This window comes from Nodularia sp. UHCC 0506 (genome assembly GCF_034931045.1).
Taxonomy (GTDB): Bacteria; Cyanobacteriota; Cyanobacteriia; order Cyanobacteriales; family Nostocaceae; genus Nodularia.
This window is the reverse complement of record NZ_JAYGHH010000016.1, coordinates 52835-74335: the sequence shown is the minus strand read 5'-3', so window position 1 is coordinate 74335 and position 21501 is coordinate 52835. Positions and strand designations below refer to the sequence as shown.

20 protein-coding genes and 2 pseudogenes are annotated in these 21501 nt (G+C 40.5%); 16 read left to right on the top strand and 6 right to left on the bottom strand.

The window, feature by feature from the left end:
* The first annotated feature begins 191 nt into the window (after nt 1-191).
* A complete protein-coding gene (locus VB654_RS11995; protein ID WP_323213989.1) occupies nt 192-1220 on the top strand; it encodes a phosphoribosyltransferase family protein in 1029 nt (342 codons plus the stop codon).
* Here VB654_RS11995 and VB654_RS11990 read toward each other — a convergent pair.
* Nucleotides 1182-1805 (bottom strand): Uma2 family endonuclease, encoded by a 624-nt coding sequence (locus VB654_RS11990; protein ID WP_323213988.1) that lies wholly within the window; start codon nt 1803-1805, stop codon nt 1182-1184. The two genes, VB654_RS11995 and VB654_RS11990, sit on opposite strands and share 39 nt — an antisense overlap.
* A 296-nt stretch (nt 1806-2101) precedes the next feature.
* On the bottom strand, nt 2102-2809 hold the full coding sequence (locus tag VB654_RS11985) for an ROK family protein (protein WP_323213987.1): 708 nt from the start codon (nt 2807-2809) through the stop codon (nt 2102-2104).
* Nucleotides 2810-2989: 180 nt separating this feature from the next.
* Here VB654_RS11985 and VB654_RS11980 point away from each other — a divergent pair, with 180 nt between their 5' ends.
* The 7 genes from VB654_RS11980 (at nt 2990) to VB654_RS11950 (ending at nt 10021) form a co-directional block, all read left to right on the top strand.
* Entirely contained in the window at nt 2990-3796 is an 807-nt protein-coding gene (locus VB654_RS11980; protein WP_323213986.1) for a creatininase family protein, read from the top strand.
* A 136-nt stretch (nt 3797-3932) separates the two neighbouring features.
* The gene (locus VB654_RS11975; RefSeq protein WP_323213985.1) at nt 3933-4436 is read left to right on the top strand and encodes a 2TM domain-containing protein; all 504 of its coding nucleotides are present in this window, start codon (nt 3933-3935) and stop codon (nt 4434-4436) included.
* A 699-nt stretch (nt 4437-5135) separates the two neighbouring features.
* Complete coding sequence (gene psbB / locus VB654_RS11970) at nt 5136-6668, top strand: photosystem II chlorophyll-binding protein CP47 (RefSeq protein WP_323213984.1); 1533 nt, start codon at nt 5136-5138, stop codon at nt 6666-6668.
* A 118-nt stretch (nt 6669-6786) separates the two neighbouring features.
* Complete coding sequence (locus VB654_RS11965) at nt 6787-6894, top strand: photosystem II reaction center protein T (RefSeq protein WP_239728929.1); 108 nt, start codon at nt 6787-6789, stop codon at nt 6892-6894.
* A 308-nt stretch (nt 6895-7202) separates the two neighbouring features.
* Complete coding sequence (locus tag VB654_RS11960) at nt 7203-8351, top strand: 30S ribosomal protein S1 (RefSeq protein WP_323213983.1); 1149 nt, start codon at nt 7203-7205, stop codon at nt 8349-8351.
* A 192-nt stretch (nt 8352-8543) separates the two neighbouring features.
* The gene (locus VB654_RS11955; protein ID WP_323213982.1) at nt 8544-9275 is read left to right on the top strand and encodes an HAD family hydrolase; all 732 of its coding nucleotides are present in this window, start codon (nt 8544-8546) and stop codon (nt 9273-9275) included.
* 167 nt (nt 9276-9442) lie between these two features.
* Complete coding sequence (locus VB654_RS11950; RefSeq protein ID WP_323213981.1) at nt 9443-10021, top strand: Uma2 family endonuclease; 579 nt, start codon at nt 9443-9445, stop codon at nt 10019-10021.
* Between the two features lie 9 nt (nt 10022-10030).
* On the opposite strand, the gene VB654_RS11945 is transcribed toward VB654_RS11950, so the two are convergent.
* A complete protein-coding gene (locus tag VB654_RS11945) occupies nt 10031-10651 on the bottom strand; it encodes a class I SAM-dependent methyltransferase (RefSeq protein WP_323213980.1) in 621 nt (206 codons plus the stop codon).
* On the opposite strand from VB654_RS11945, the gene VB654_RS25240 reads away from it, so the two are divergent.
* The 6 genes and pseudogenes from VB654_RS25240 to VB654_RS11925 all read left to right on the top strand — a co-directional run bounded on the left by VB654_RS25240 (nt 10626) and on the right by VB654_RS11925 (nt 15518).
* Nucleotides 10626-10745: a Mo-dependent nitrogenase C-terminal domain-containing protein gene (locus tag VB654_RS25240; protein ID WP_416235679.1), complete on the top strand. Its 120-nt coding sequence runs from the start codon at nt 10626-10628 to the stop codon at nt 10743-10745. The genes VB654_RS11945 and VB654_RS25240 overlap by 26 nt on opposite strands.
* Nucleotides 10746-10910: 165 nt before the next feature.
* A pseudogene (locus VB654_RS25235) lies at nt 10911-11318 on the top strand (response regulator transcription factor); the annotation flags it as partial.
* Nucleotides 11319-11376: 58 nt separating this feature from the next.
* Nucleotides 11377-11547 (top strand): annotated as a pseudogene (locus VB654_RS25230) (winged helix-turn-helix domain-containing protein); the annotation flags it as partial.
* A 473-nt stretch (nt 11548-12020) separates the two neighbouring features.
* Nucleotides 12021-12977, top strand: a complete 957-nt coding sequence (locus VB654_RS11935) for an anion permease (protein WP_323213979.1) — start codon at nt 12021-12023, stop codon at nt 12975-12977.
* Between the two features lie 693 nt (nt 12978-13670).
* The gene (locus VB654_RS11930; protein ID WP_416235678.1) at nt 13671-14285 is read left to right on the top strand and encodes a GNAT family N-acetyltransferase; all 615 of its coding nucleotides are present in this window, start codon (nt 13671-13673) and stop codon (nt 14283-14285) included.
* Between the two features lie 702 nt (nt 14286-14987).
* Complete coding sequence (locus VB654_RS11925) at nt 14988-15518, top strand: hypothetical protein (protein ID WP_323214000.1); 531 nt, start codon at nt 14988-14990, stop codon at nt 15516-15518.
* On the opposite strand, the gene VB654_RS11920 is transcribed toward VB654_RS11925, so the two are convergent.
* A complete protein-coding gene (locus VB654_RS11920; RefSeq protein WP_323213978.1) occupies nt 15519-16667 on the bottom strand; it encodes a histidinol-phosphate transaminase in 1149 nt (382 codons plus the stop codon).
* Nucleotides 16668-16859: 192 nt separating this feature from the next.
* Here VB654_RS11920 and VB654_RS11915 point away from each other — a divergent pair, with 192 nt between their 5' ends.
* A complete protein-coding gene (locus VB654_RS11915; RefSeq protein WP_323213977.1) occupies nt 16860-17060 on the top strand; it encodes a hypothetical protein in 201 nt (66 codons plus the stop codon).
* A gap of 76 nt (nt 17061-17136) precedes the next feature.
* On the opposite strand, the gene VB654_RS11910 is transcribed toward VB654_RS11915, so the two are convergent.
* Entirely contained in the window at nt 17137-17373 is a 237-nt protein-coding gene (locus VB654_RS11910; RefSeq protein WP_323213976.1) for a hypothetical protein, read from the bottom strand.
* A 710-nt stretch (nt 17374-18083) separates the two neighbouring features.
* Nucleotides 18084-19586 carry a polyphosphate:AMP phosphotransferase gene (gene pap, locus VB654_RS11905; RefSeq protein WP_323213975.1) on the bottom strand — a complete coding sequence of 501 codons (1503 nt, stop codon included), beginning with the start codon at nt 19584-19586 and terminating at the stop codon, nt 18084-18086.
* A gap of 180 nt (nt 19587-19766) precedes the next feature.
* Here pap and VB654_RS11900 point away from each other — a divergent pair.
* The coding region (locus tag VB654_RS11900; protein WP_323213974.1) for a cation:proton antiporter at nt 19767-21501 on the top strand (1735 nt) is incomplete at its 3' end.

The window sequence follows — 21501 nt, the reverse complement described above, 5'->3', positions numbered from 1 at the left end:
AGAACTAAGGGAGTGATAAATAAAAAAAGGCTGTGATTCAAATATGGATTTGTTTCGCGCATTAGCGAAGCGAAGCACGAAGTGCGTTAGGCGCAAAGTCGCAAAGGTATATACTCGCGCAGTGTCACCAATTAGCGGATAGAATAGGTTAATAAGTTATTATTGATGAATCTACGTGATTGTAACCAGATATGAGATTTTTTGATAGTTTACCGGATTTATTTTATTTAGGTTTCTATTGTCCTACAGATAGTGGGTATTTTAATGAATATAGTAATACCATCTTAGAATTGAAAGATCAAAAAGAGGATTCAATTATTTTTTTTCTTAAAGAAATTAGAAAATTTTTGAGTGATGAAGATATTTCAATTGCTACTGTTCCGTCTGGGAAATCCTCCAATCGATCTTCAGGCATTCGTGAGTTAGCTAAACAATTGGTCAAGTCATACTCTAAATTTACTGATGCAGTTTTTTGTCTTGAACGGTTTAAGGATTCAAATGATGATCGAACTCGAACTATAGAAAAGCATTTAAAAACTATTAAAGTAGCTAATTCATCAGTGATCAAAAATAAAAAAGTGATATTGATGGATGATGTATTAACCACAGGAACTTCTATTCAAGCTTGTAAAAAACTATTACTTGAAGCAGGAGCAAAGGAAATTAAAGTAATTGTCTTAGGAAAAACAATAAGAAACGTTGAAGATGCTCATAATTGTATTGATCAAGAAGATGAAGATGAATTTTTAAAAGAAACTATAGATCAATACGCTTCAGATTATTATTGGATATGTAAATCCTATGAAATGGAAAAAGATTCTTTAAAAGAAGAAATTAATACTGCTCATATATTAGTAGATGAATGGGCTAATGATCAGCATGGATATGTTGATCCAGATGATGATGAAGAACATAATTATATAAAAGAAAAATCTCAGGAAAAGCATGAAATAATTGATAAAATATATAATGAAAAGCTGTCTGAAATATATGAAAATCAAGAAAAAGAAGATTTATGCTACGAACATGATATAATTATGGCATCTGAGTGGTATCAATACTATCAATACATGGTAAATGAAGCTAATCTAGTATTAGAGGGAGATAGTTGTACTTGTTTCAGTGTCGATAATCCTTTTGTTTCTTATTTCCAAGATTGGTATGCAACTAGGGATCGCTATTTAAAAAGTCTTCAAAATTTCTGCGGCTGTCAATTTTAGGTTAGGGAAAGTAGTCGAAACAACTATCTGATTTCCTCGTAATTGCTGAATATCATATTCTCCATTTGCTAGTGTGCAGATAGAGAGGGTAGGTTGTTTGGACTTCCCAATATGTCGAACACCTCCCAATCCAGCGTAGTCGGCAATCCAATATTCGGGAATGCCTAGATTCGCGTAGTCTTCAACTTTACGGGCATAATCATTTTGCCAGTTGCTACTCACAACTTCCGCTACAAATTTAATTGAACTGCCTAGTGTTAGAATTGATTGCTCGCTCCAAATTGGTTCTTTAGTAAGCTCATGGCGATCGATAACTGCCACATCAGGTCGAAATGCAGTCATTCCAATATTAGAAGGGCGAATAAGTCCTCGCTGAAGCACAAACCAAGGCAATCCCATTTGGTCGATCTGGACGCATACCTTGGTGGTAATAAAGGCTGCAACTTCTTCATGCAAGCCTGTTGGTTCCAAGTCAAATATATCTCCATCAATAAGTTCATAACGGTTATCGTCTCGATAACGGACGAGAAACTCGTCAAAGCTGAGTGCTTTCTGTTGAATTGATCGGTCGCTTGCGATCGCCATATATCAACTTAGCCAATTAATACATTCATTATATCGAAATATATAATGTTTTCATTTCGTGTTACCAGCGATTACTAGGTCGTGCTTTGCGATCGCCTCAACAATCATCTTCTCAATTTTGGGATTAGGCGATTCTTGCGGAGCGCTTCGCTATCGCCATTCCACCCAATAACAAATATTCTCGCATGATTTGATGTGTTTTAGGAGACGATCGCTAGTACAATTCGATCTACTAGTTCCGGTAGATTTCACTAATACTGAGTGCTGGGTAAAAATCCCCACTCTCTAGCTCTTAGCTAATCTCGCCACAAAGCAATTCCACCTAATAAACCAGTGATATTCGGAATGAGTTTGACGTTTAAGGGTAGCTCTAGATTTACCCTGACAGCTTCACCGCCGCCAATGTAAAGGTAATCATAATTGAACAGTCTTTGTAAAGAGGCGATCGCTTTATCTAAACGCTTATTCCATCTTTTATCACCAATTTTTTCTAACTCTGCCCTTCCCAGTTGTTCCTCATAGGTTTTACCTTTACGAAACTGATGATGTCCCATTTCCATATTTGGCACAAGTTTGCCATCTATAAATAAAGCTGAACCAAAACCTGTTCCCAAAGTAATTACCAATTCTAAACCTTTACCCGTTACTGCCCCAAAACCCTGCATATCAGCATCATTAATTACTCGTACAGGCTTGTTGAGACGTTGTGATAATGCAGTTTCTAAGTCAAAGCCAATCCAATCTCGATATAAATTAACTGCTGTTTCTGTGACTCCCTGACGCACTACACCAGGAAAACCCACGGAAACGCGATGAAATTCACCTTGATCTGCTGCTAACACTGCTATAGCATCTATGATCATTTCTGGTTTAGATGGTTGGGGTGTCTCTAAACGCATCCTTTTTGTTAAGGGATTTCCTGTAATATCTAAAACCAGTGCTTTAACCCCACTACCACCAATATCAACTGATAGGGTACGAATAGATTCATGATCTGCAACCATTGAGTTGTTTCCTTCTTACTGCTTGGTGTACTGGAGACTGAAGAGGCAGGGGAGCGGGGCGCAGGGAGCAAGGGGGAGTTACTTGAAACTTCCTGTTACTTAAAAATCATTCCTCTTCCCCCCTGCCCCCGTTCTTCTTCTCAAATCTCGTTAACATAAAAATGACGCGATAGTAGTAAGATGCACAGCTTTATTCCCCCAGAACGATTTTTTCCCTACCTGACTTGGACTGATATCCAGGCTATGCCGAATAAGGAAAATGTGGTAATCATTCAACCAGTGGGGGCGATTGAACAACATGGCCCTCATTTACCACTGATTGTTGATGCGGCTATTGGTGTAGGAGTTCTGGGAGCAGCCCTGAAAAAACTGGATGTTAGCATTCCCGCCTATGCTTTACCCACTCTCTATTATGGTAAATCTAATGAGCATTGGCATTTTCCCGGAACGATAACTTTAAGTACCGAAACCCTGACAGCAATCATTATGGAAATGGGTGAAAGTATTTATCGGGCTGGGTTTAGAAAATTGGTGTTGATGAATTCCCACGGCGGACAACCCCAAGTTATGCAAATGGTGGCACGGGATTTGCATATTAAATATGATGATTTTTTGGTGTTTCCTTTGTTTACTTGGCGTGTACCTCATATCACCAAAGAATTATTAACACCCAAGGAAGCAACTCAAGGAATGCACGCCGGAGATGCCGAAACTAGCATTATGTTGGCGATTTTGCCAGAACAGGTCAAAATGGATTTAGCTGTGGCTGAGTATCCCCCAGAACAAACACAAAGCACTTTATTGAGTTTAGAAGGTAAGTTACCTGTGTCTTGGGCAACGAGGGATGTGAGTAAAAGTGGCGTAATTGGCGACGCAACCACCGCAACGAAGGAAAAAGGCGATCGCATCCTCGAATCTGTTTCTAATGGTTGGGTACAAACTATTCAAGATATTTACGCTTTTCAACTACCCCAACCCCAGTCATAATTTCCAAAATATCTGCCTATAGCTCATTGAGATTTGTTAGTGTAGATATAGTACAAATAATTTTGAGGGTGTGTAGCTAAATCACAGCTACTGAGTGGCAAACTGTTAGTCAAGGTAACACTAAGAGATAATAGTTATGACGGCATTTGAACCAAAGAGCCTTCGTTCTTATAGCCAAGAGGATGTGCAGCGAATTCTCCAGTTAGCGATCGCTCGTCAAGCTGATGACCAAGATAAGGAATTTTCTTATGAGCAATTGTTAGAAATTGCGAAAGAGTTAGATATATCACCAGAGTCTCTAAATTTAGCAGAAGTTGACTGGCGATCGCAACATAGCGAAATGCAACAAAGACAAGCTTTTAACTCCTACCGGATAGGAAGATTTAAGAAACGTGTTGGTAATTATGCCATTATTAACAGTTTTTTCATGCTGCTAGATATCGTCGGTGGTGGTGGTCTTACTTGGTCGTTGTATTTTTTACTATTTTGCGGCTTGACATTAGGGCTAGATATCTGGAATACCTTTCAAACTAAAGGTGAGGAGTACGAAATGGCTTTTCACAAGTGGTATCGCAAACATCAAATCAAACAAACCATTAACACAGTTGTGACAAAGTGGTTTAAGGCATTACAAATTTAGTTGGTTGAAAGTGTGCTTTAGGAAACAATTTATGCTACAGCAAAGTGCTGAGTATAAAGCCAGTTCCTTCAAGGCTTTGAGCTACCAAAATTATTCTCATTTATGTGAAAACCTTTATAATTATTCATAAAAATCTCCAATACCGCAAAGCGGCAGTCAAAAATCAAAAATCAAAGAGCTTTTACGTTGTGCAGGCGATTTGTCGCTATGTGATACAGAAACACTATGCGATCGCATCTATTTACACCCTTGCAAAGCAGTCCACAAATAGTTACACTTTTTAAAACATTCTCATTTTTGTTTGGCAATTGCGTAGACGTTCCAAAGGTGGCTGACTAAAGGGTGGCAATTCTTAACTTCCAAACGTCTTACAGGCGTTGGCCTGGTTCTCAAAGAATCAGGGAGGGATTTTCCTTTGAAAAAATCTCTCGGCAGTTATACAGGCGATCGCTAACCCACAAACTCAAGCTACCGAACGGCTCAAAATATTGCCAAACTAGCTGCATAGTCTGATTTATCAAGACGAATTTGTGGTTAAATTCAAAATGCTGGCAATAAAAAAAACTCAGAGAGTTCACTGAATGGCGGTAAAGCAGTGCAGTAGGAGGATTAACCCCACCTAGAGAACTGTTCCGTCTCTCAGAATCTCGGTAAGAAAATTGCTTTGTAAACATAATTCATCGAGGAGGAGCGTAGTCGATGGGACTACCCTGGTACCGAGTACATACAGTCGTTCTGAATGATCCAGGTCGGTTGATTTCTGTACACTTGATGCACACAGCCTTAGTAGCAGGCTGGGCTGGTTCAATGGCACTGTACGAACTGGCTATTTATGACCCTAGTGATCCAGTTCTTAACCCCATGTGGCGGCAAGGAATGTTCGTCCTGCCCTTCATGTCACGTTTAGGTGTCACCGAATCTTGGGGTGGCTGGAGTGTTGTGACTGGTAACGCAACCAGCAATCCTGGTTTCTGGTCATTTGAAGGTGTAGCTGCGGCGCACATCGTGCTTTCTGGTTTATTATTCCTAGCTGCCGTATGGCACTGGGTTTACTGGGATTTGGAACTCTTTAGAGATCCTCGGACTGGTGAACCTGCACTAGACTTGCCAAAAATGTTTGGCATTCACCTGTTCTTATCTGGTTTACTTTGTTTTGGTTTTGGTGCTTTTCACCTCACCGGACTATTTGGCCCTGGTATGTGGGTTTCTGATGCCTACGGAATCACTGGTAGCATCCAACCAGTAGCACCAGAATGGGGTCCGGCTGGGTTCGACCCATTTAATCCTGGTGGCGTTGTTGCTCACCATATCGCCGCAGGCGTTGTTGGCATTATTGCTGGTTTATTCCACCTCACAGTTAGACCCCCCGAACGGCTATACAAAGCTTTACGGATGGGTAACATTGAAACCGTACTTTCTAGCAGTATCGCTGCGGTATTCTTCGCAGCCTTCATTGTTGCTGGTACGATGTGGTACGGTAACGCTACCACCCCGATTGAACTATTTGGCCCCACTCGTTATCAGTGGGATCAAAACTACTTCACTCAGGAAATTGAGCGTCGCGTCCAAACTAGCATCGCTGACGGTGCAACCCGTGCAGAAGCTTGGGCAGCAATTCCCGAAAAACTGGCTTTCTATGATTATGTCGGTAATAGTCCCGCTAAAGGTGGTCTATTCCGGACTGGGCCTATGGTTCAAGGTGATGGTATCGCCCAATCTTGGCAAGGTCATGCAGTATTCACAGATGCTAAAGGTAGAGAATTGACCGTTCGTCGTCTCCCCAACTTCTTTGAAACCTTTCCAGTCATCTTGACCGATGCTGATGGAGTTATCCGAGCTGATATTCCTTTCCGTCGGGCAGAATCGAAGTACAGTTTTGAACAAACTGGTGTCACAGTCAGCTTCTATGGCGGTGATCTCAATGGTCAAACCTTTACAGATCCAGCCGATGTGAAGAAATTTGCTCGTAAGGCTCAAGGTGGCGAAATCTTTGATTTTGACCGCGAAACCTTGAACTCTGACGGTGTATTCCGTACTAGTCCCAGAGGTTGGTTCACCTTTGGACACGCTGTATTTGCTCTGCTATTCTTCTTTGGTCATCTCTGGCATGGTTCTCGGACAATCTACCGAGACGTTTTTGCTGGTGTTGAAGCGGATCTAGAAGAACAAGTGGAATGGGGTCTGTTCCAGAAAGTGGGTGACAAATCTACCCGCCGGAAAGAAGCCCTGTAATTTTGGCAACTGGGGACTGGGAACTGGGGAATCATTTTTCTCATAACCCAATCCCCCAGAACTAATTTCATAGACTGATAAACTATCATTACTCGTTGGTTAGGCAGGAGCTTTTAATATGGAAAGCGTTGCATATATCTTGATTTTGGCTCTGGCCATAGGAGTTCTTTTCTTTGCGATCGCATTCCGCGAACCTCCCCGCATTCAAAAGAAAGAAGAAGAATAGACTGCTCTTACCAGAGATTAAAGGGCATCTAAACCTGTTATCCGCTGTTACCAATGGTGGTATCGGCGGATATCTACTTTTGTCAATACCTTTGAAGAGCGAAATTCCCAAAGTTAATTGATGAATAAATAAAAAATTTCCAGAATATGTGATACAATATTCTATCTGGAAGTTAATATGTGTTAATACTAGCTTTTCTGCGCTAGGATAAAAAAAAGATGTAGGTGTACCTCCCGCCTAGTGCCTTCGCATATACATCACGCCTATGCCACAACCCTTACGGAGACTAGAACCAGGAACAAATTAGCATGGTCAATCAGAACTTAACCGCTACAGAAATTGGATTCACTCACGAAGATTTCGCTGCTCTACTTGACAAGTATGATTATCACTTTAGCCCTGGGGATATTGTACCAGGAACAGTTTTCAGTATAGAGCCGCGCGGCGCTCTGATTGACATAGGGGCTAAAACAGCAGCCTACATACCCATACAAGAAATGTCTATTAACCGGGTCGATGCCCCGGCAGAAGTTTTACAATCAAACGAAACCAGAGAATTTTTCATCCTGACCGATGAAAACGAAGATGGTCAGCTCACCCTTTCCATTCGTCGCATTGAATATATGCGAGCTTGGGAACGTGTGCGGCAGTTACAAGCAGAAGATGCTACTGTTCGTTCCGGCGTGTTTGCTACTAACCGTGGTGGTGCATTAGTACGCATTGAAGGATTACGCGGCTTTATCCCCGGTTCTCACATTAGTACCCGCAAACCGAAGGAAGAATTGGTAGGCGAAGAACTGCCATTGAAATTCCTCGAAGTAGACGAAGAACGCAACCGCCTAGTTCTATCCCACCGTCGAGCGCTGGTTGAGCGTAAGATGAACCGCTTAGAAGTGGGAGAAGTGGTAATCGGTACAGTTCGTGGTATCAAACCCTACGGTGCATTTATTGATATCGGTGGTGTTAGCGGACTGCTGCACATTTCAGAAATTTCTCACGAGCATATTGATACACCTCACAGCGTTTTCAATGTCAATGACGAAGTTAAAGTCATGATCATTGATTTAGACGCAGAAAGGGGTCGGATTTCCTTGTCTACCAAGCAGTTGGAACCCGAACCAGGTGATATGATTAAGAACCGTGATTTGGTTTATGATAAAGCGGAAGAAATGGCAGCTAAGTATCGTGAACAGATGTTAGCTAAACAGCAAGGTATTACTGCTGCGCCTGCGGAAGCTGAAGAGGTTGTGGGTGCTGAAGAAGCGGTAGAAGCGACAACTCAGGAAGAAATCCCAGCAGCAACCGAGTCTCAAGAAGAAGTATCGGCTGTAGCTGTGACTGAAGAAGCTCCCGCAGCAAGTGAAGAAGTATCGGCTGTAGCTGTGACTGAAGAAGAAACCCCAGCAGCAACTGAGACTGAACAAGAAATTCCAGCGACTGTTGAACAGGAAGGTTGAGTAAAGCTCAATTTAAAATCGGTTATAGATAGGGTGATACTTCGCTAAATTTCATAAAAGCGACTGACAACCCTCAAATGAACGCTAATAAGCCTGTAGTTATTAAACTATGAATTAAAGAGGGGAACACCCTCTTTTTTTGTAGTGAATAGTTCAGAGTTATTTTGAATTTATGAAATGGGGTGCAATATTTTGGTAACTATTAAATGTAAAAACCTGAGCTTTTCCAATATCCAGGCCATTTTTTTTGACAAAAATGGTACATTAGAAGACTCTGAAGCTTACTTGCGATCGCTTGGACAAAAAAGTGCGCGGATGATAGACGCACAAATTCCCGGAATTGGCGAACCATTATTAATGGCCTTTGGCATCAATAGCGATACCCTAGACCCAGCAGGTTTAATCGCTGTCGCCAGTCGTCGGGAAACCGAAATTGCCGCAGCTGCATATATTGCCGAAACTGGGAGAGGATGGTTTGAATCTTTAAAAATAGCTCGTCAATCCTTAGACGAAGCTGAAAAATATTTGGGTACAACTCCTGCACCACTTTTTCCTGGTAGTTTGGATCTGTTAAAGTCCTTGTCAGCAGCAGGAATAAAACTCGGTATCATTTCCGCCGCAACCACAGCCGAAGTTAGTAACTTTGTAGTACGACACCAATTAACTGATTACATTCAGCTACAAAAAGGAGTGGATGACGGCCCCGGCAAACCAGATCCAGTATTGTTTTTACAGGCTTGTGAAGCCTTGGGGGTAGAACCAGGTAATACATTGATGGTAGGAGATGCTGTTGGTGATATGCAAATGGCTCGCAGTGCTAAAGCCGCAGGTTGTATTGGTATTACCTGGGTGGGTAAGTCAAATCATGTCCAAGGCGCTGATGTGGTGATTAATCAACTAGATGAAATTGTCATTGCTCATTAGTCCGTAATTACGAATTACGAACTACGAATTACGAATTATTTGGTCATTGGTGGTTTGGGGTACACTCTCTGTCACCACCGGCATTTTAATATCATATATTCATTAATATGTCAAGCTAAAATGCTATGATATGAATATCCGAGATTTTCACATTTGCTAGACAAGCCATGCAAAATACAGAAACAACCTTACCGCTTCGCCTGTGGACGGTTGAAGAATACCATCGGATGGCTGAGGCTGGGATTTTTGGTGTAGACGAGCGAGTGGAACTTCTAGAAGGAAAAATTATCTGGAAGATTGCTAAAGGAACAGCCCATCGGTCAGCAGTGGGGAGAACAGATAAGTTACTCAAAAATCAGTTAGGAAATCGCGCCTGGGTATCTATCCAAGACCCAATCAAGTTAAATGAACGATCTGAACCAGAACCGGATATTGCTGTAGTTAAAGTAGACCCTTTAGACTACGCAGATCACCACCCGACACCATCTGAAGTTTATCTGATTATTGAAGTAGCAAATAGTAGTTTGACACTAGACTGCGAGACTAAAGCCACAGCTTACTCCCAGGCAGGAATTACAGATTATTGGGTGCTAGATGTGATTAGCCGTCAATTGCACGTTTTTCGGGAACCGACTCAGGAAGGCTATAAAAGTGCCGTAATTTTGCCAGAAAATGCCACTATTTCACCCTTGGCGTTTCCCGATTTGCAAATTTTAATTTTAGAAATGCTACCACCAGTTAGATAATATTTTCCGTCAAATTAAGGGTGGTTTAACAAAAATTGTCAGCAAAACTGGCCCTAGTAAATAATGATGACTCAAACATAATAATCCAGCCGATGAACCTAAAAGTTCACGTTGTTGAGGGCTATAGAGTCTAATACCACGAGGAGAAATGGGCAGTACTTGCGGTGTTGTCTCTTGTTTCGTGGTGATGTCCACTAAGTAAAAATGCCCCCCAGGTGAAAGCACCCGCTCTACTTCTTTCAACACCTGTTGGGGTTCTAAATAGTGTAAGAAGCTGATAGTACTAAAAACAGCATCAAACTGACCTTCGCCAAAGGGCAGAGACTCCGCTTGACCTTCAAGATAAATTAGACGTGGGTGGTGAGAATTGCTCTGTCTTGCTATCCGCAACATATTAGATGATAAATCTAATCCCGTACCACATACATCAGAAAATTTAGTTGCCAAGCGATCAAGTAGTCTTCCAGTACCACAGCCCATATCAAGTATATTGGCTCGTTCTGGTAAATCTACATACTCTAGTAACCGCTTATGGATGGCTTGATAAATTACTGAAGGAAAAAGCCAATCGTAGCTAAATGCCCATTGGTCAAACAGGAGCTTTTTGTTACTGAGAAAATTAAAAATCATAAATACCCTCTACAAGCAATTAGTAAGTCTGCGTTTCAAAGCGTTTCGTGATCTTGATGATGAATGCGGCGGAGGTGTCACAACCTATAACTAAATTTGGATGGTATTTTTGGTAGCAGCTATCGGTAATTACAGGCTTACGGTTGTGACTTACTTAAATCTATACTAAGCTAAATCAACTTTAGTCTCAGCACGTTTCTAAAGTTTTATCAGTCTGTATTGTTGGTTAATTACCCTGCCCAAATCCTCAACATCATCTATGACGCACATCTTGTTAGTTGAAGATGAAGTAAAACTGGCGCGATTTATTGAATTGGAACTAAGTTATGAAGGCTATCAAGTTAGTGTGGCCTATGATGGATTAACTGCGCTCACCGCAGCGAGAGAATTAGATTTAGATTTAGTAATTTTAGATGGGATGCTGCCGGGTTTGTCAGGCTGGGAGACTTGTCGCCGCTTGCGAAGTACAGGTGAGCAAGTGCCAGTAATTTTATTAATTGCTCAAGATGAAGAGAGCGATGGGCAAAGCCCCGGTGAAGGCGATCGCATTGCCAGTTTAAATGCTGGTGCTGATGACTACATAGTCAAACCCTTTATTACTGAAGAATTATTAGCCAAGGTTCGCATCCACTTGCGAAAAAATCAGGAAGTAGACGTAACAGATATTTGACAATTTGCAAACTTAAGTTTAAATCGTTGCACGTGTATTCCAGGGATAACGGCAACAGGTAATAACACGCGATCGCATTTTAGAACAAGTTTGGGGCTATGGCTTTATTAATGATTCCAATATGATTCAAGTTCCCATCCGTTACTTACGCCTGAAGCTCGAAACCCATCACGAAAAGCGTCTCATTCCAACTGTGCATGGTGTTGGCTATGTTTTGTGTGAGTGAAATATCTCTAAATCCGCTACACTTTTGACAGGGCGTTGAGATTCACATAATCAATCCTTGGGATTGGCTTGGAACAATCAATAATGTCCAACATATCTATCTACGGCCATATTTAAAAAAGTAACTAACCACAAATCAACACTGATCAAAAAGATGAATTAAATAACATCCTCATCTAGTTTGTGACCTCACCCTGCTTTTTGCTGGCATCAAAGTTTTCCCCTCTTGTTACTCAGAACTGGGGATGAGAATGAAATTTTATATTTTATTCAATCTGCATTCCTCCATCTCTAGTGCTTCAAGATTTCGGGAATTATCCTGATTTGGGCAAAAACTCCTTTAAATAATGGTTAATTGTATTAAGATGCAAAAACTGGAATCTACACGACAACATACCAGACCCGGACTATGATTACCTATTCAACCTTACACTATAGTGGTGTTGGTTGCTGTTAACTTTTAACGCCCCAAAAATGTTAATAATCAGTTTATTTCTGGCTACGCTTTTTTTAGCTTATTCCAATGGAGCCAACGACAATTTTAAAGGTGTAGCGACACTATTTGGTAGCCGAACAACCAGTTACCAAACAGCAATTTTGTGGGGAAGTTTTACGACTTTTACTGGTGCAGTTACTGCGGTTTTCTGGACAGGCAAATTGGTAAAAAACTTTACTGGACAAGGGATATTTCCCAATGCGATCGCTAATGCGCCAGAAATTCATTTAGCAGTAGCGATTACCACCGGATTAACCGTGCTAGTTGCTGCCCTAAGCGGATTCCCCATTTCTACAACTCACAGTATCACAGGTGCGTTACTGGGTGCTGGATTAGTAGCTATTGGACTGAAAGTTAATTTTGCAGCTTTAGAGAAATTATTTCTTTTACCCCTATTTCTCAGTCCTATTATTGCTATTGGTTTGTCTGCAATAACTCAGAAGTTGTTGCACTACATCAATTCTAAATTAAACCTGCCACCCGATCAAAGAATAATTGATACTTGCCACTTTATCAGTTCAGGTATTATCAGTTTTAGTAGAGGATTTAATGATACGCCTAAAATTGCTTCACTCATTCTAATTATTGACTATTTTTCAGTTCAAGGAGGAATGCTGACAATAGCAATGGCAATGGGACTGGGTGGTTTACTAAACTCCCAAAAAATAGCACAAACTATGAGTCAAAAAATTACCGTTATGAATCATCATCAGGGACTATCTGCAAATATAGCAACTGGAATTTTGGTGATTGCATCTAATTATTTTGGACTTCCTGTTTCCATGACTCAAGTTTCTGTTAGTTCGATTTTTGGTGTGGGACTGATTGAGAAGCAAGCAAATACGCGTGTTTTTTATCAGATTTTATTTTCGTGGATTTTAACTTTACCTATTGCCACAATTATTAGTGGCATCATTTATAGATTATTACAATGAGTGAAATCAAAATTTCCAATTGGTTGTTTATTTCTGCCATGTTGTGCTATTAGATCATGACACTGCGCTGTACTTAAAATTCATAATTCCCTACCTAATTATCTTTAACTGTGGGAAGATGCGTCAGGCGGTTGCTTTAACTACGGGTCATACTAGCGTAATTGCATCAAAAAAAATTCTGTTACCAAAATTGTTACGAGTGTTCTGCCACTTTGGCATTAATTTATGATGGTACTTAGTTAAGCTCCTCACACTACACCAAAAGCCGTGCAACATAATGTTGTATGGCTTTTTATTTTTTTCCGTGTCAGTTTTGTTAAGTGCTGTAATGCCTTGTAGGTGTGGCTACGCTCAGAATGGTAGCGATTTAGCCTGTTTAAACCAAACTATGTTAAAAAAATAAAGACACCTAACACCCTAGACAAACTCAACTCCCGTTCAAGAATGTCTAAATTCTCTCATGACGCTTAGAAGTCACAAATATACACACAAAACCTCCAAAATCAAGTTATTGTGGATTAAATCTGTACAGGCAGGTACGCAATTGGATGAGGAAAAGAAAGTGAATTAGATTAGCCGTATTAGGTTAGAATCTCAATGCCAACTTAGTTATTGAGGATGATTTAGGATTTTTACACAGTTTTTACAATATTTGAGAAATTTTCGTTTAATTAAATCAATACTAAATTAGCCTTGAGATCCTGGTTTTTTGATCCCTACCACCAAGAGCCGAACATATCTGCCGCCGAACAAGCTTCCTGGCAATTCCAAGTTCGTGCCGCCACACCTGATGATTTAATTGGTATTGCCCACATTATTGCCGAAAGCTTTCACGGACATGATGGTTTCTGGGGATGGGCTTTTCCGCTACTACGTTTAGGTATTTACGAAGACCTCAAATATCGGTTGTTATCACCTGCACCCCATCATGTTTGTTTGGTTGCTATTGATACTAATGCTGCTTCAACTGATAATTTGGTCGGAACTGTGGAATTGGGTGTACGTTTTAGTGATTCTTGGATACAGGCGGGTACGAGTTTTCCTTATCTGTCTAATTTAGCTGTTCACCCCAAATACCGCAGGCGTGGTGTCGCGTCAGAGTTACTGATTAGCTGTGAAAAATTCTCTCATGAGTGGGGATTTCAAGATTTATACCTCCACGTCTTGGAAAATAACCATCAGGCACGACAACTTTATTTTAAGCTGGGATATAAGGTACATAAATTAGAATCTAAATGGAATACGTTTTTTTTCGGACGCTACCGCCAGGTATTGTTGCACAAACATCTGAGCATGAAAGTGGATTAAATTAGAGACTTCCAAATAAAAAAATATCCCATTTTTTTGAGAGCAGGGGAAGGAAAGGTCATTTTAGTTGCAGAAATTTGGATCAACTTTTTTGTGGAGTTCTATAGAAAAACTAACGGCAAACCTAACGCCCTAGCCCCCTTCCTGGTCAAAGAATGCCAAAAATTTATTAATTGCGCCTACATCAAGGGTTTGAAATCTGATTTCTGCAAATCCATACTTAATTTCAGCATCGCCAAAAGCAATTTTATTCTTTACTTAAAGAATTATAATTCAACGAAAAGCTTACTCTTCTTAAAGATTTTCTCTAGTGAGTTATTTACCTAGAAAATTGCTCAAATATATATAGCGTAGCTGAAGGGCAAATTTTCCACCCTTAAAATAAACAAGATGATAAAACAACCGTAAATTTACCATAAATTAAATTTCCAAACATCATCCGAACTTTGTATTAAAAAAGTTATCTTTATAAAAACTTTAAAAAAATTCGGTTGATCGTTGACCACAAATTCAACGAAATCCCATAGAATATGATTAATAATATTTACTGAGTAAATTCTGTTTTTTGTGTTTTATTTAAATTAAGCAGTAAGCTTTTGTTATCAAGAAGATTAAAAAAACATCCAAAGTATGATTGGACTTCAAGCAGGAATCTGTTTGAAGTGCATAAAATTGCCAAATTATCTGCAAGTTCGAGAAAACATGGATAGCGAAAGCTACCGACGCTATCAAGCTGCTATGGTATCAACTTATTACCCTGAAACTATTCTCGTGGACCATCTTTTCATGACAGATGGAACTGAGGAATCATACGCCTCAGAGATACTCACACTTGTGCATAGTGGAGAGGTTTTGGTTGTGAATAGCCGTAAGCGCAATGGTTTAATACTCTTTAAGCGCTATCATGCAGAATTTGCTGGGCCGGGTGCAGCAGTTGGCGGGAGTTATGATAGTGATTGTGAAAGGGTTATGCCCATAGGTAATTTGTCTTTATTAACTCCCGAATCTCATGAGGATCGTCAAAAGGCTTATTTAATTAGGCGACAATGGATTCGGTTAATCAGGCAGATAACAGAAAACCCGCTTCCTCAGCAGCGAGTCCAGAAAATTTTAGATCAATTTGAACAATATTTTCCATTATCAATTGTGACTCAAATGCCTGATATTGTATTTGCCCTTTTAGTAGGAGTATTGCCACAAACGGTAAGTATAGTCCGCCGTTTGGGCAATTAATTAAAATTCCAGATTTGCCAATGCAGCTTGTATTCTATTGAAGGTGCGGGTATTTTCGTCTGATGTACCGATAGTAATTCGCAATCCTCCACTAATTTCACGTACAAGAGTGCGAGAGGCTTTGAGTTCTTGGTGAAGAGTCTTTAAGGTAGCATTTTGTGGATCAGGGTTATTTGTTAACAGGCGCAGGAAGATAAAGTTAGCCGCACTTTTGGTGACTTTTAAGGCTGGATGCTGTGATAAAAGTTTTATAAGTTTTTCTCGTTCATTTAAGGTTGGGGAAATTGTTTCTAGTAGAAGTTGGCTATTTTGCATAGCAGCTAAGGCCGCAGCGATGGAAAAACTAGGAAGATTATAAGGTAAACGGACTTTTTCTAAGATAGCGATCGCTTGTGGATGAGCAACACAATAACCAACTCTTAGGGCTGCTAACCGGAAGGCTTTAGAAAAAGTTCTTAGCACTACCCAGTTAGGACGCTGTGCTAATTCACTAACTAAGGTAGTTTGGCTAAATTCAAAGTAAGCTTCATCAATTACCACCAAAATTTTTTCGCCTAAACTTTTTAACCATGACAATTCTGCCGTGGTGAGACTATTACCAGTTGGGGAATTAGGATGCACCACAAAAACTACCCGAATCGGGGGATTTTGAGTTTGTTCAATGGCAGATTGGGCAGCTTTTAAGTCAATTTCAAAATTATCTAGATTTCTTGCCACCGTTACCACCGGAATTCCCAAAGTTTTGGCCAAAATTCCATACATGGAGAAAGTGGGATTGGCGACTAAAATTGCACCTTCTCCTCCTAGACAGGTGGCGATTAATAATGAACGAATTAGTTCATCTGAACCATTGCCTATAGAAATATTGGTAGCAGTAAATACAGGTGAAGTGAGTGATGCTGACTCATTTACATATTTAGCGATCGCCTCCTTAAGTGTCTCATGTCCACCGTCAGGATAACGATTTGTTTCAATTACTTGCTGATATGTCCAAGCCAGCTTTTCTTTTAACTCTGGTGGCAAATCATAGGGGCTTTCGTTCGTATCCAACCGATCCAACTGCACGGGAATTGCTGCTGCTGTATCACTGCTGGGGTGGGGTTTATAAGCGTTAAATTGGGCTAAGTCTGAACGGATAAATGGAAGCATATTTTTAGTTATTGATCATTTCTTATCAAGGAAGTGTTTACTGACTTAATTTAGTTTAAAAACTTGTCTGAGTATTACTAAATATTCCTTTGGATAGAGAGATATATCAACTATAATCGGATTTTTGATAGATAAATTTATACTTCTGGATTTCTTAAAATGAACTCAATATGAAATGATAAGAGTGCAATTATGCCCGAAGAACAAAGACAAAAATCTCATAATCAAGAAACTACTCCCAGCGCTTCTGGTGGCTATCAAACTCCTGTTGAACCTGAAATCCGCAAGACTGGCAACGCTGCTGAAACTGAGGCTAGAAACAGTGCTAAACCTGAAGCACCAGGAGAAGATACTGTTGCAGGTAGTCCTAATCAGGGAACTGAATCGCGTTAATTTTTCTTAATGGCACTATTCCAAAGGCGATCGCCTGATTAATTACCCTGCAAGTGCGATCGCCTTTGTGACAAATTTAAATCACGGCTGCTTCATGTTGACAATCAAAAACTACCATGAACGAAGCATGAGGCGTTATTTGCATTAAATGTTGCATATAACCATCTGCATCAGAACGACTACGGAAACGAGCCACAATTTCCCGTTGTGTATCAGGAAGTAAACGAGCGATCGCCCATGAATTTAGACGTGCTTTATAGGCGATTGCTTGAGTAGCTGAATTGGCAGCTTTGTGGTCAGTATTGTGTGGCATGATTTATCTTAATTACGTGATTTTTGTTAAGAGCTTTACTGAGTTTTGTGCCAGGGGTGAGCTAATGCATTTTTTTATGTGCTGCCACCTTGTTATTCCATTATTCTGAGATTGTCAAGACTGTTTGCTGCATTTTAGACCAGCTAAGTTGAAATTTTTATTAGCTACAAACCCCAAACCTTTAATTTGCCACTAAACAAAGAATAAAAATAAATTTATCACCAGAATTCATTTTTGCTACTTAGTTCACTACATATCAGTAGCCCTAGTAAATATAGAGACAATTAATTTATGTCTCAAAAAATACTAATTACCTGCCAAAGAAAATATTGGCTTGCATCCAGTCAGATTACGAACTTCATAAATTAATTCATCTAAGTTTATCGGCTTGCAAATGTTATTTAAACAGAATAACAAATATGCTCAATTACCAATAATAATTTTGGCTTTCCTAGAGTGGTTATGATAATTTAATTAAATCTCTTGCTACACCAGGATTTTAAGCAAGTATGTAAGTATGAAATTTTCATATTTAGTCTGGGAGAGCCATTTTAATAGGACTTACGCAAAATTATGAAAAAACGTTCGCGTAGCGTGCGCGAAGCGCATACCGCAAAGGACACAAAGGACACGAAGTTAAGAGGGTTTCAGAGAGTTCTTGCGTAAGTCCTGTTTAATTAACCCGCCCTGACTTTGCTTATACTCAGCACTCAACTACGACGACGTTTTAATTCTGCTTCGATGGCTGCCACAACAGTTTCAATTACCTTAACTCTGGCATAGTATTTATCATTAGCGGCCACAATTGTCCAAGGAGCGGTGGGGGTGGTGGTGCGCTGAATCGCCTGATTTACGGCGACATCGTAATGATTCCACTTTTCCCGATTGCGCCAATCGTCATCGGTCAGCTTATACTGCTTAAAGGGATCATTTTGACGTTCTATAAAGCGCTGAAGTTGTTCCTCTGGGCTAATGTGTAGCCAAAATTTGACTAAAACATAGCCGGCACTGGTTAACTGAGCCTCAAATTCATTAATTTCTCGGTAGGCTCTGCGCCACTCAATTTCCGAAGCAAAGCCTTCCACACGCTCCACTAACACCCGTCCGTACCAGGAACGGTCAAAAACGCCAATTATCCCAGATGTAGGTAATCGTCGCCAAAATCGCCAGAGGTAATGATGGACTTTTTCTTCATCTGTGGGCGCAGCAAAGGGATGAACAAAGTAACTACGAGGATCAAGAATATCGGTCAGCCGTTTAATCGCCCCACCTTTACCGGCTGCGTCCCAGCCTTCAAACATTACCAGAACAGGAATTTGATGTTTGTGAATGTTTAATTGTAATTTGCGTAGTTTTATCTGTTCGTTGGCTAATTGCTCTTCGTAATCTTTTTCTGAAAGAGTCAAGGTCAAATCAGTTTGCGCCAGTAAATCTGATTCCGTGGTTTCTAATTCCATCTGTGGAGGTAAAGTCGGAACTAGAAGCTGAATTTTCAGCCGATCTAAAGCAGCAGTTAAGGTAGTAGCCAAGTGGGTGAGTACCTTCACCTGCGCCCACCGTTCCGAGTCAGCCTCAACTAAAGTCCAAGGTGCAACGCCGGTACTAGTTTGCACTAGCATCTCTTCTGCAAAGCTGGCGTAGCGGTCATAGTGTTTTGCTTGCTTCCAATCTGCTTTTCGCACCCGCCAAGCGGTTAATTCATCTTTGGCGTAGTCTTTTAAGCGACTTTTCAATTCTTTATGACTCAGATGTAACCAAAATTTAGCGATCGCAGCTCCATCATCCACCATTTGGCGCTCAAAGGAGTTAATTTGTCCCATGATGTTCAGGACAGTGGGAACCTGATCTGTTCCGACTCGTTCAAATAAGCGTTCTTCTAAAACATGAGTATACCAACTGTGATAGAAAAAGCTGATGTTACCTTGGGCGGGTAATTTTTCCCAGAATCGCCAGAGGAAAGGGTATTTGCGTTCTTCTTCGCTGGGTGGCCAAATAGGATGTACCTTAAATCCACGCGGGTCCATGTAAGAAACCATTTGCTTGACTAGCGCCCCCTTACCAGAAGCAGCCCATCCTTCTAAAACCACAATTACAGGTAATTTTTTATCCCAACAAGCATTTTGCAGTTCTCGTAGTTGATACATCAGCCTGTCGATTTCTGATTTATAGGTAGCTTTATCTAAAGAAAGTGTTAAATCTAGTGTATCCAGCATAGAAACTTTTTTATCTCCGTATTGCTGAATTATGGCATCATCCTGATATTTCTGGTTTTCAGAGAAATTAATATAGCAGCTTAAATCAGTTGTGTGAAAATCATCGCTGCTTACCCCCCCGCAGATATAAAAACTTTGTATCCTAAATTTAATAGGACTTAATATTTCTTTGAAAAACTTGTGCCAGAAGATTTTAGATTAATCGTTGATTTAGTTACAGTTCTCGCCGTCGCCGCCTGTGGTGGACTTTTAGCTTCACTTTTACGCCAACCCGTGCTATTAGGGTATCTCATCGGGGGAATGATTGTCGGGCCAGCCGGTCTGGGAGTAATTAAAGAAGTTATTCAAGTAGAAACTTTAGCTCAGTTTGGAGTCGCCTTTTTATTATTTGCTTTGGGGGTAGAATTTTCTTTTGCAGAACTTAAAAAAGTGAAAGCGATCGCTTTGGGAGGTGGTGGACTACAAATTGTCTTAACAATTGTGTTTACAGTTGTGGTGTGTGGAGTTACAGGTATTTGGGAAGATTTACCAGCTAAAGGTGTATTTTTAGGGTCAATTTTATCTTTATCTTCTACCGCCGTTGTCCTCAAGTGCTTAATGGAACGTAATGAAACAGAAACGCCCCACGGACAAGTGATGCTGGGGATTTTGGTAGTACAGGACTTAGCACTAGGATTAATGATTGCGGTATTACCAGCCCTGAATCAACCAGCAGAAACTATTGGAATTGCAGTTCTCACAGCATTACTGCGGCTGGCTTTATTTGCTGGGGGTGCAGTAGTAGCCGGAATTTGGCTAATCCCGCCTTTATTGCGAATCCTCGCCCGCACGGAAAGCCGGGAATTATTTTTATTAGGTGTAGTCACGCTGTGTTTAGGTATTGCTCTACTAACAGAACATTTGGGACTATCAATTGAAATGGGGGCATTTGTGGCTGGTTTAATGATATCAGAAGTGGAATATGCCGACCAAACATTAACTTATGTCGAACCACTACGAGATATTTTTGCTAGTTTATTTTTTGTCGCCATTGGGATGTTAATTGACCCGGTGTTTTTATGGAATAATCTGGAATTGATTTTGGTATTGGTAGCATTGGTATTTGTCGGTAAGTTTTTAATTATCACGCCTTTGGTGAAGCTGTTTCGCTATCCTTTGAAAACAGCTTTAATTGTTGGGTTAGGACTGGCACAAATTGGGGAATTTTCCTTTGTATTAGCTAGTGAAGGGCAGGCTTTAGGATTAGTTTCTCGCCGGGTCTATTTGCTAATTTTAGGAACCACAGCAGTTACACTCATGCTGACTCCCTTTGTGTTGCGGTTAGTCCCATTTTTATTTAATTTTGCCGAATCAATGCCCTGGCTACAACCATATTTAGAAGAAGTTTATCCCCGTGATGTTTCAGAAAATTTACCCTCAAAAAGTCATGTTGTTGTCTGCGGTTATGGGCGAGTGGGTAAGAATTTGGTGAAGTTGTTGCAACAGCATGATTTAGCTGTGGTAGTGATCGACCAATCTGAAACCAGGATACAGCAATTACGGGAGGAGGGAGTGCCTTATGTTTATGGAAATTGTGTGAGTTTTCACGTTTTGGAAACTGCGGGGGTAAATAATGCGAAGGGAATGGCGATCGCACTTCCTGATCCCATGAGTACCCGACTTTCGTTGAAACGAGCTTTAGAATTGTGTCCAGAACTAGATTTGGTTGTCCGTGCGACTCAAGATAAAAATATTGAATTACTGTATCAACTGGGGGCGAAGGAAGTCGTTCAACCAGAATTTGAAGCCAGCTTAGAAATGGCTAGTCATTTATTAACCAGCTTAGGATTTTCATCCTTTGTGGTGCAACAGGAAATGAAGCAAATTCGCAACGATCATTATTTAACATTACGACCAGAGCGATCGCCTAACGAAG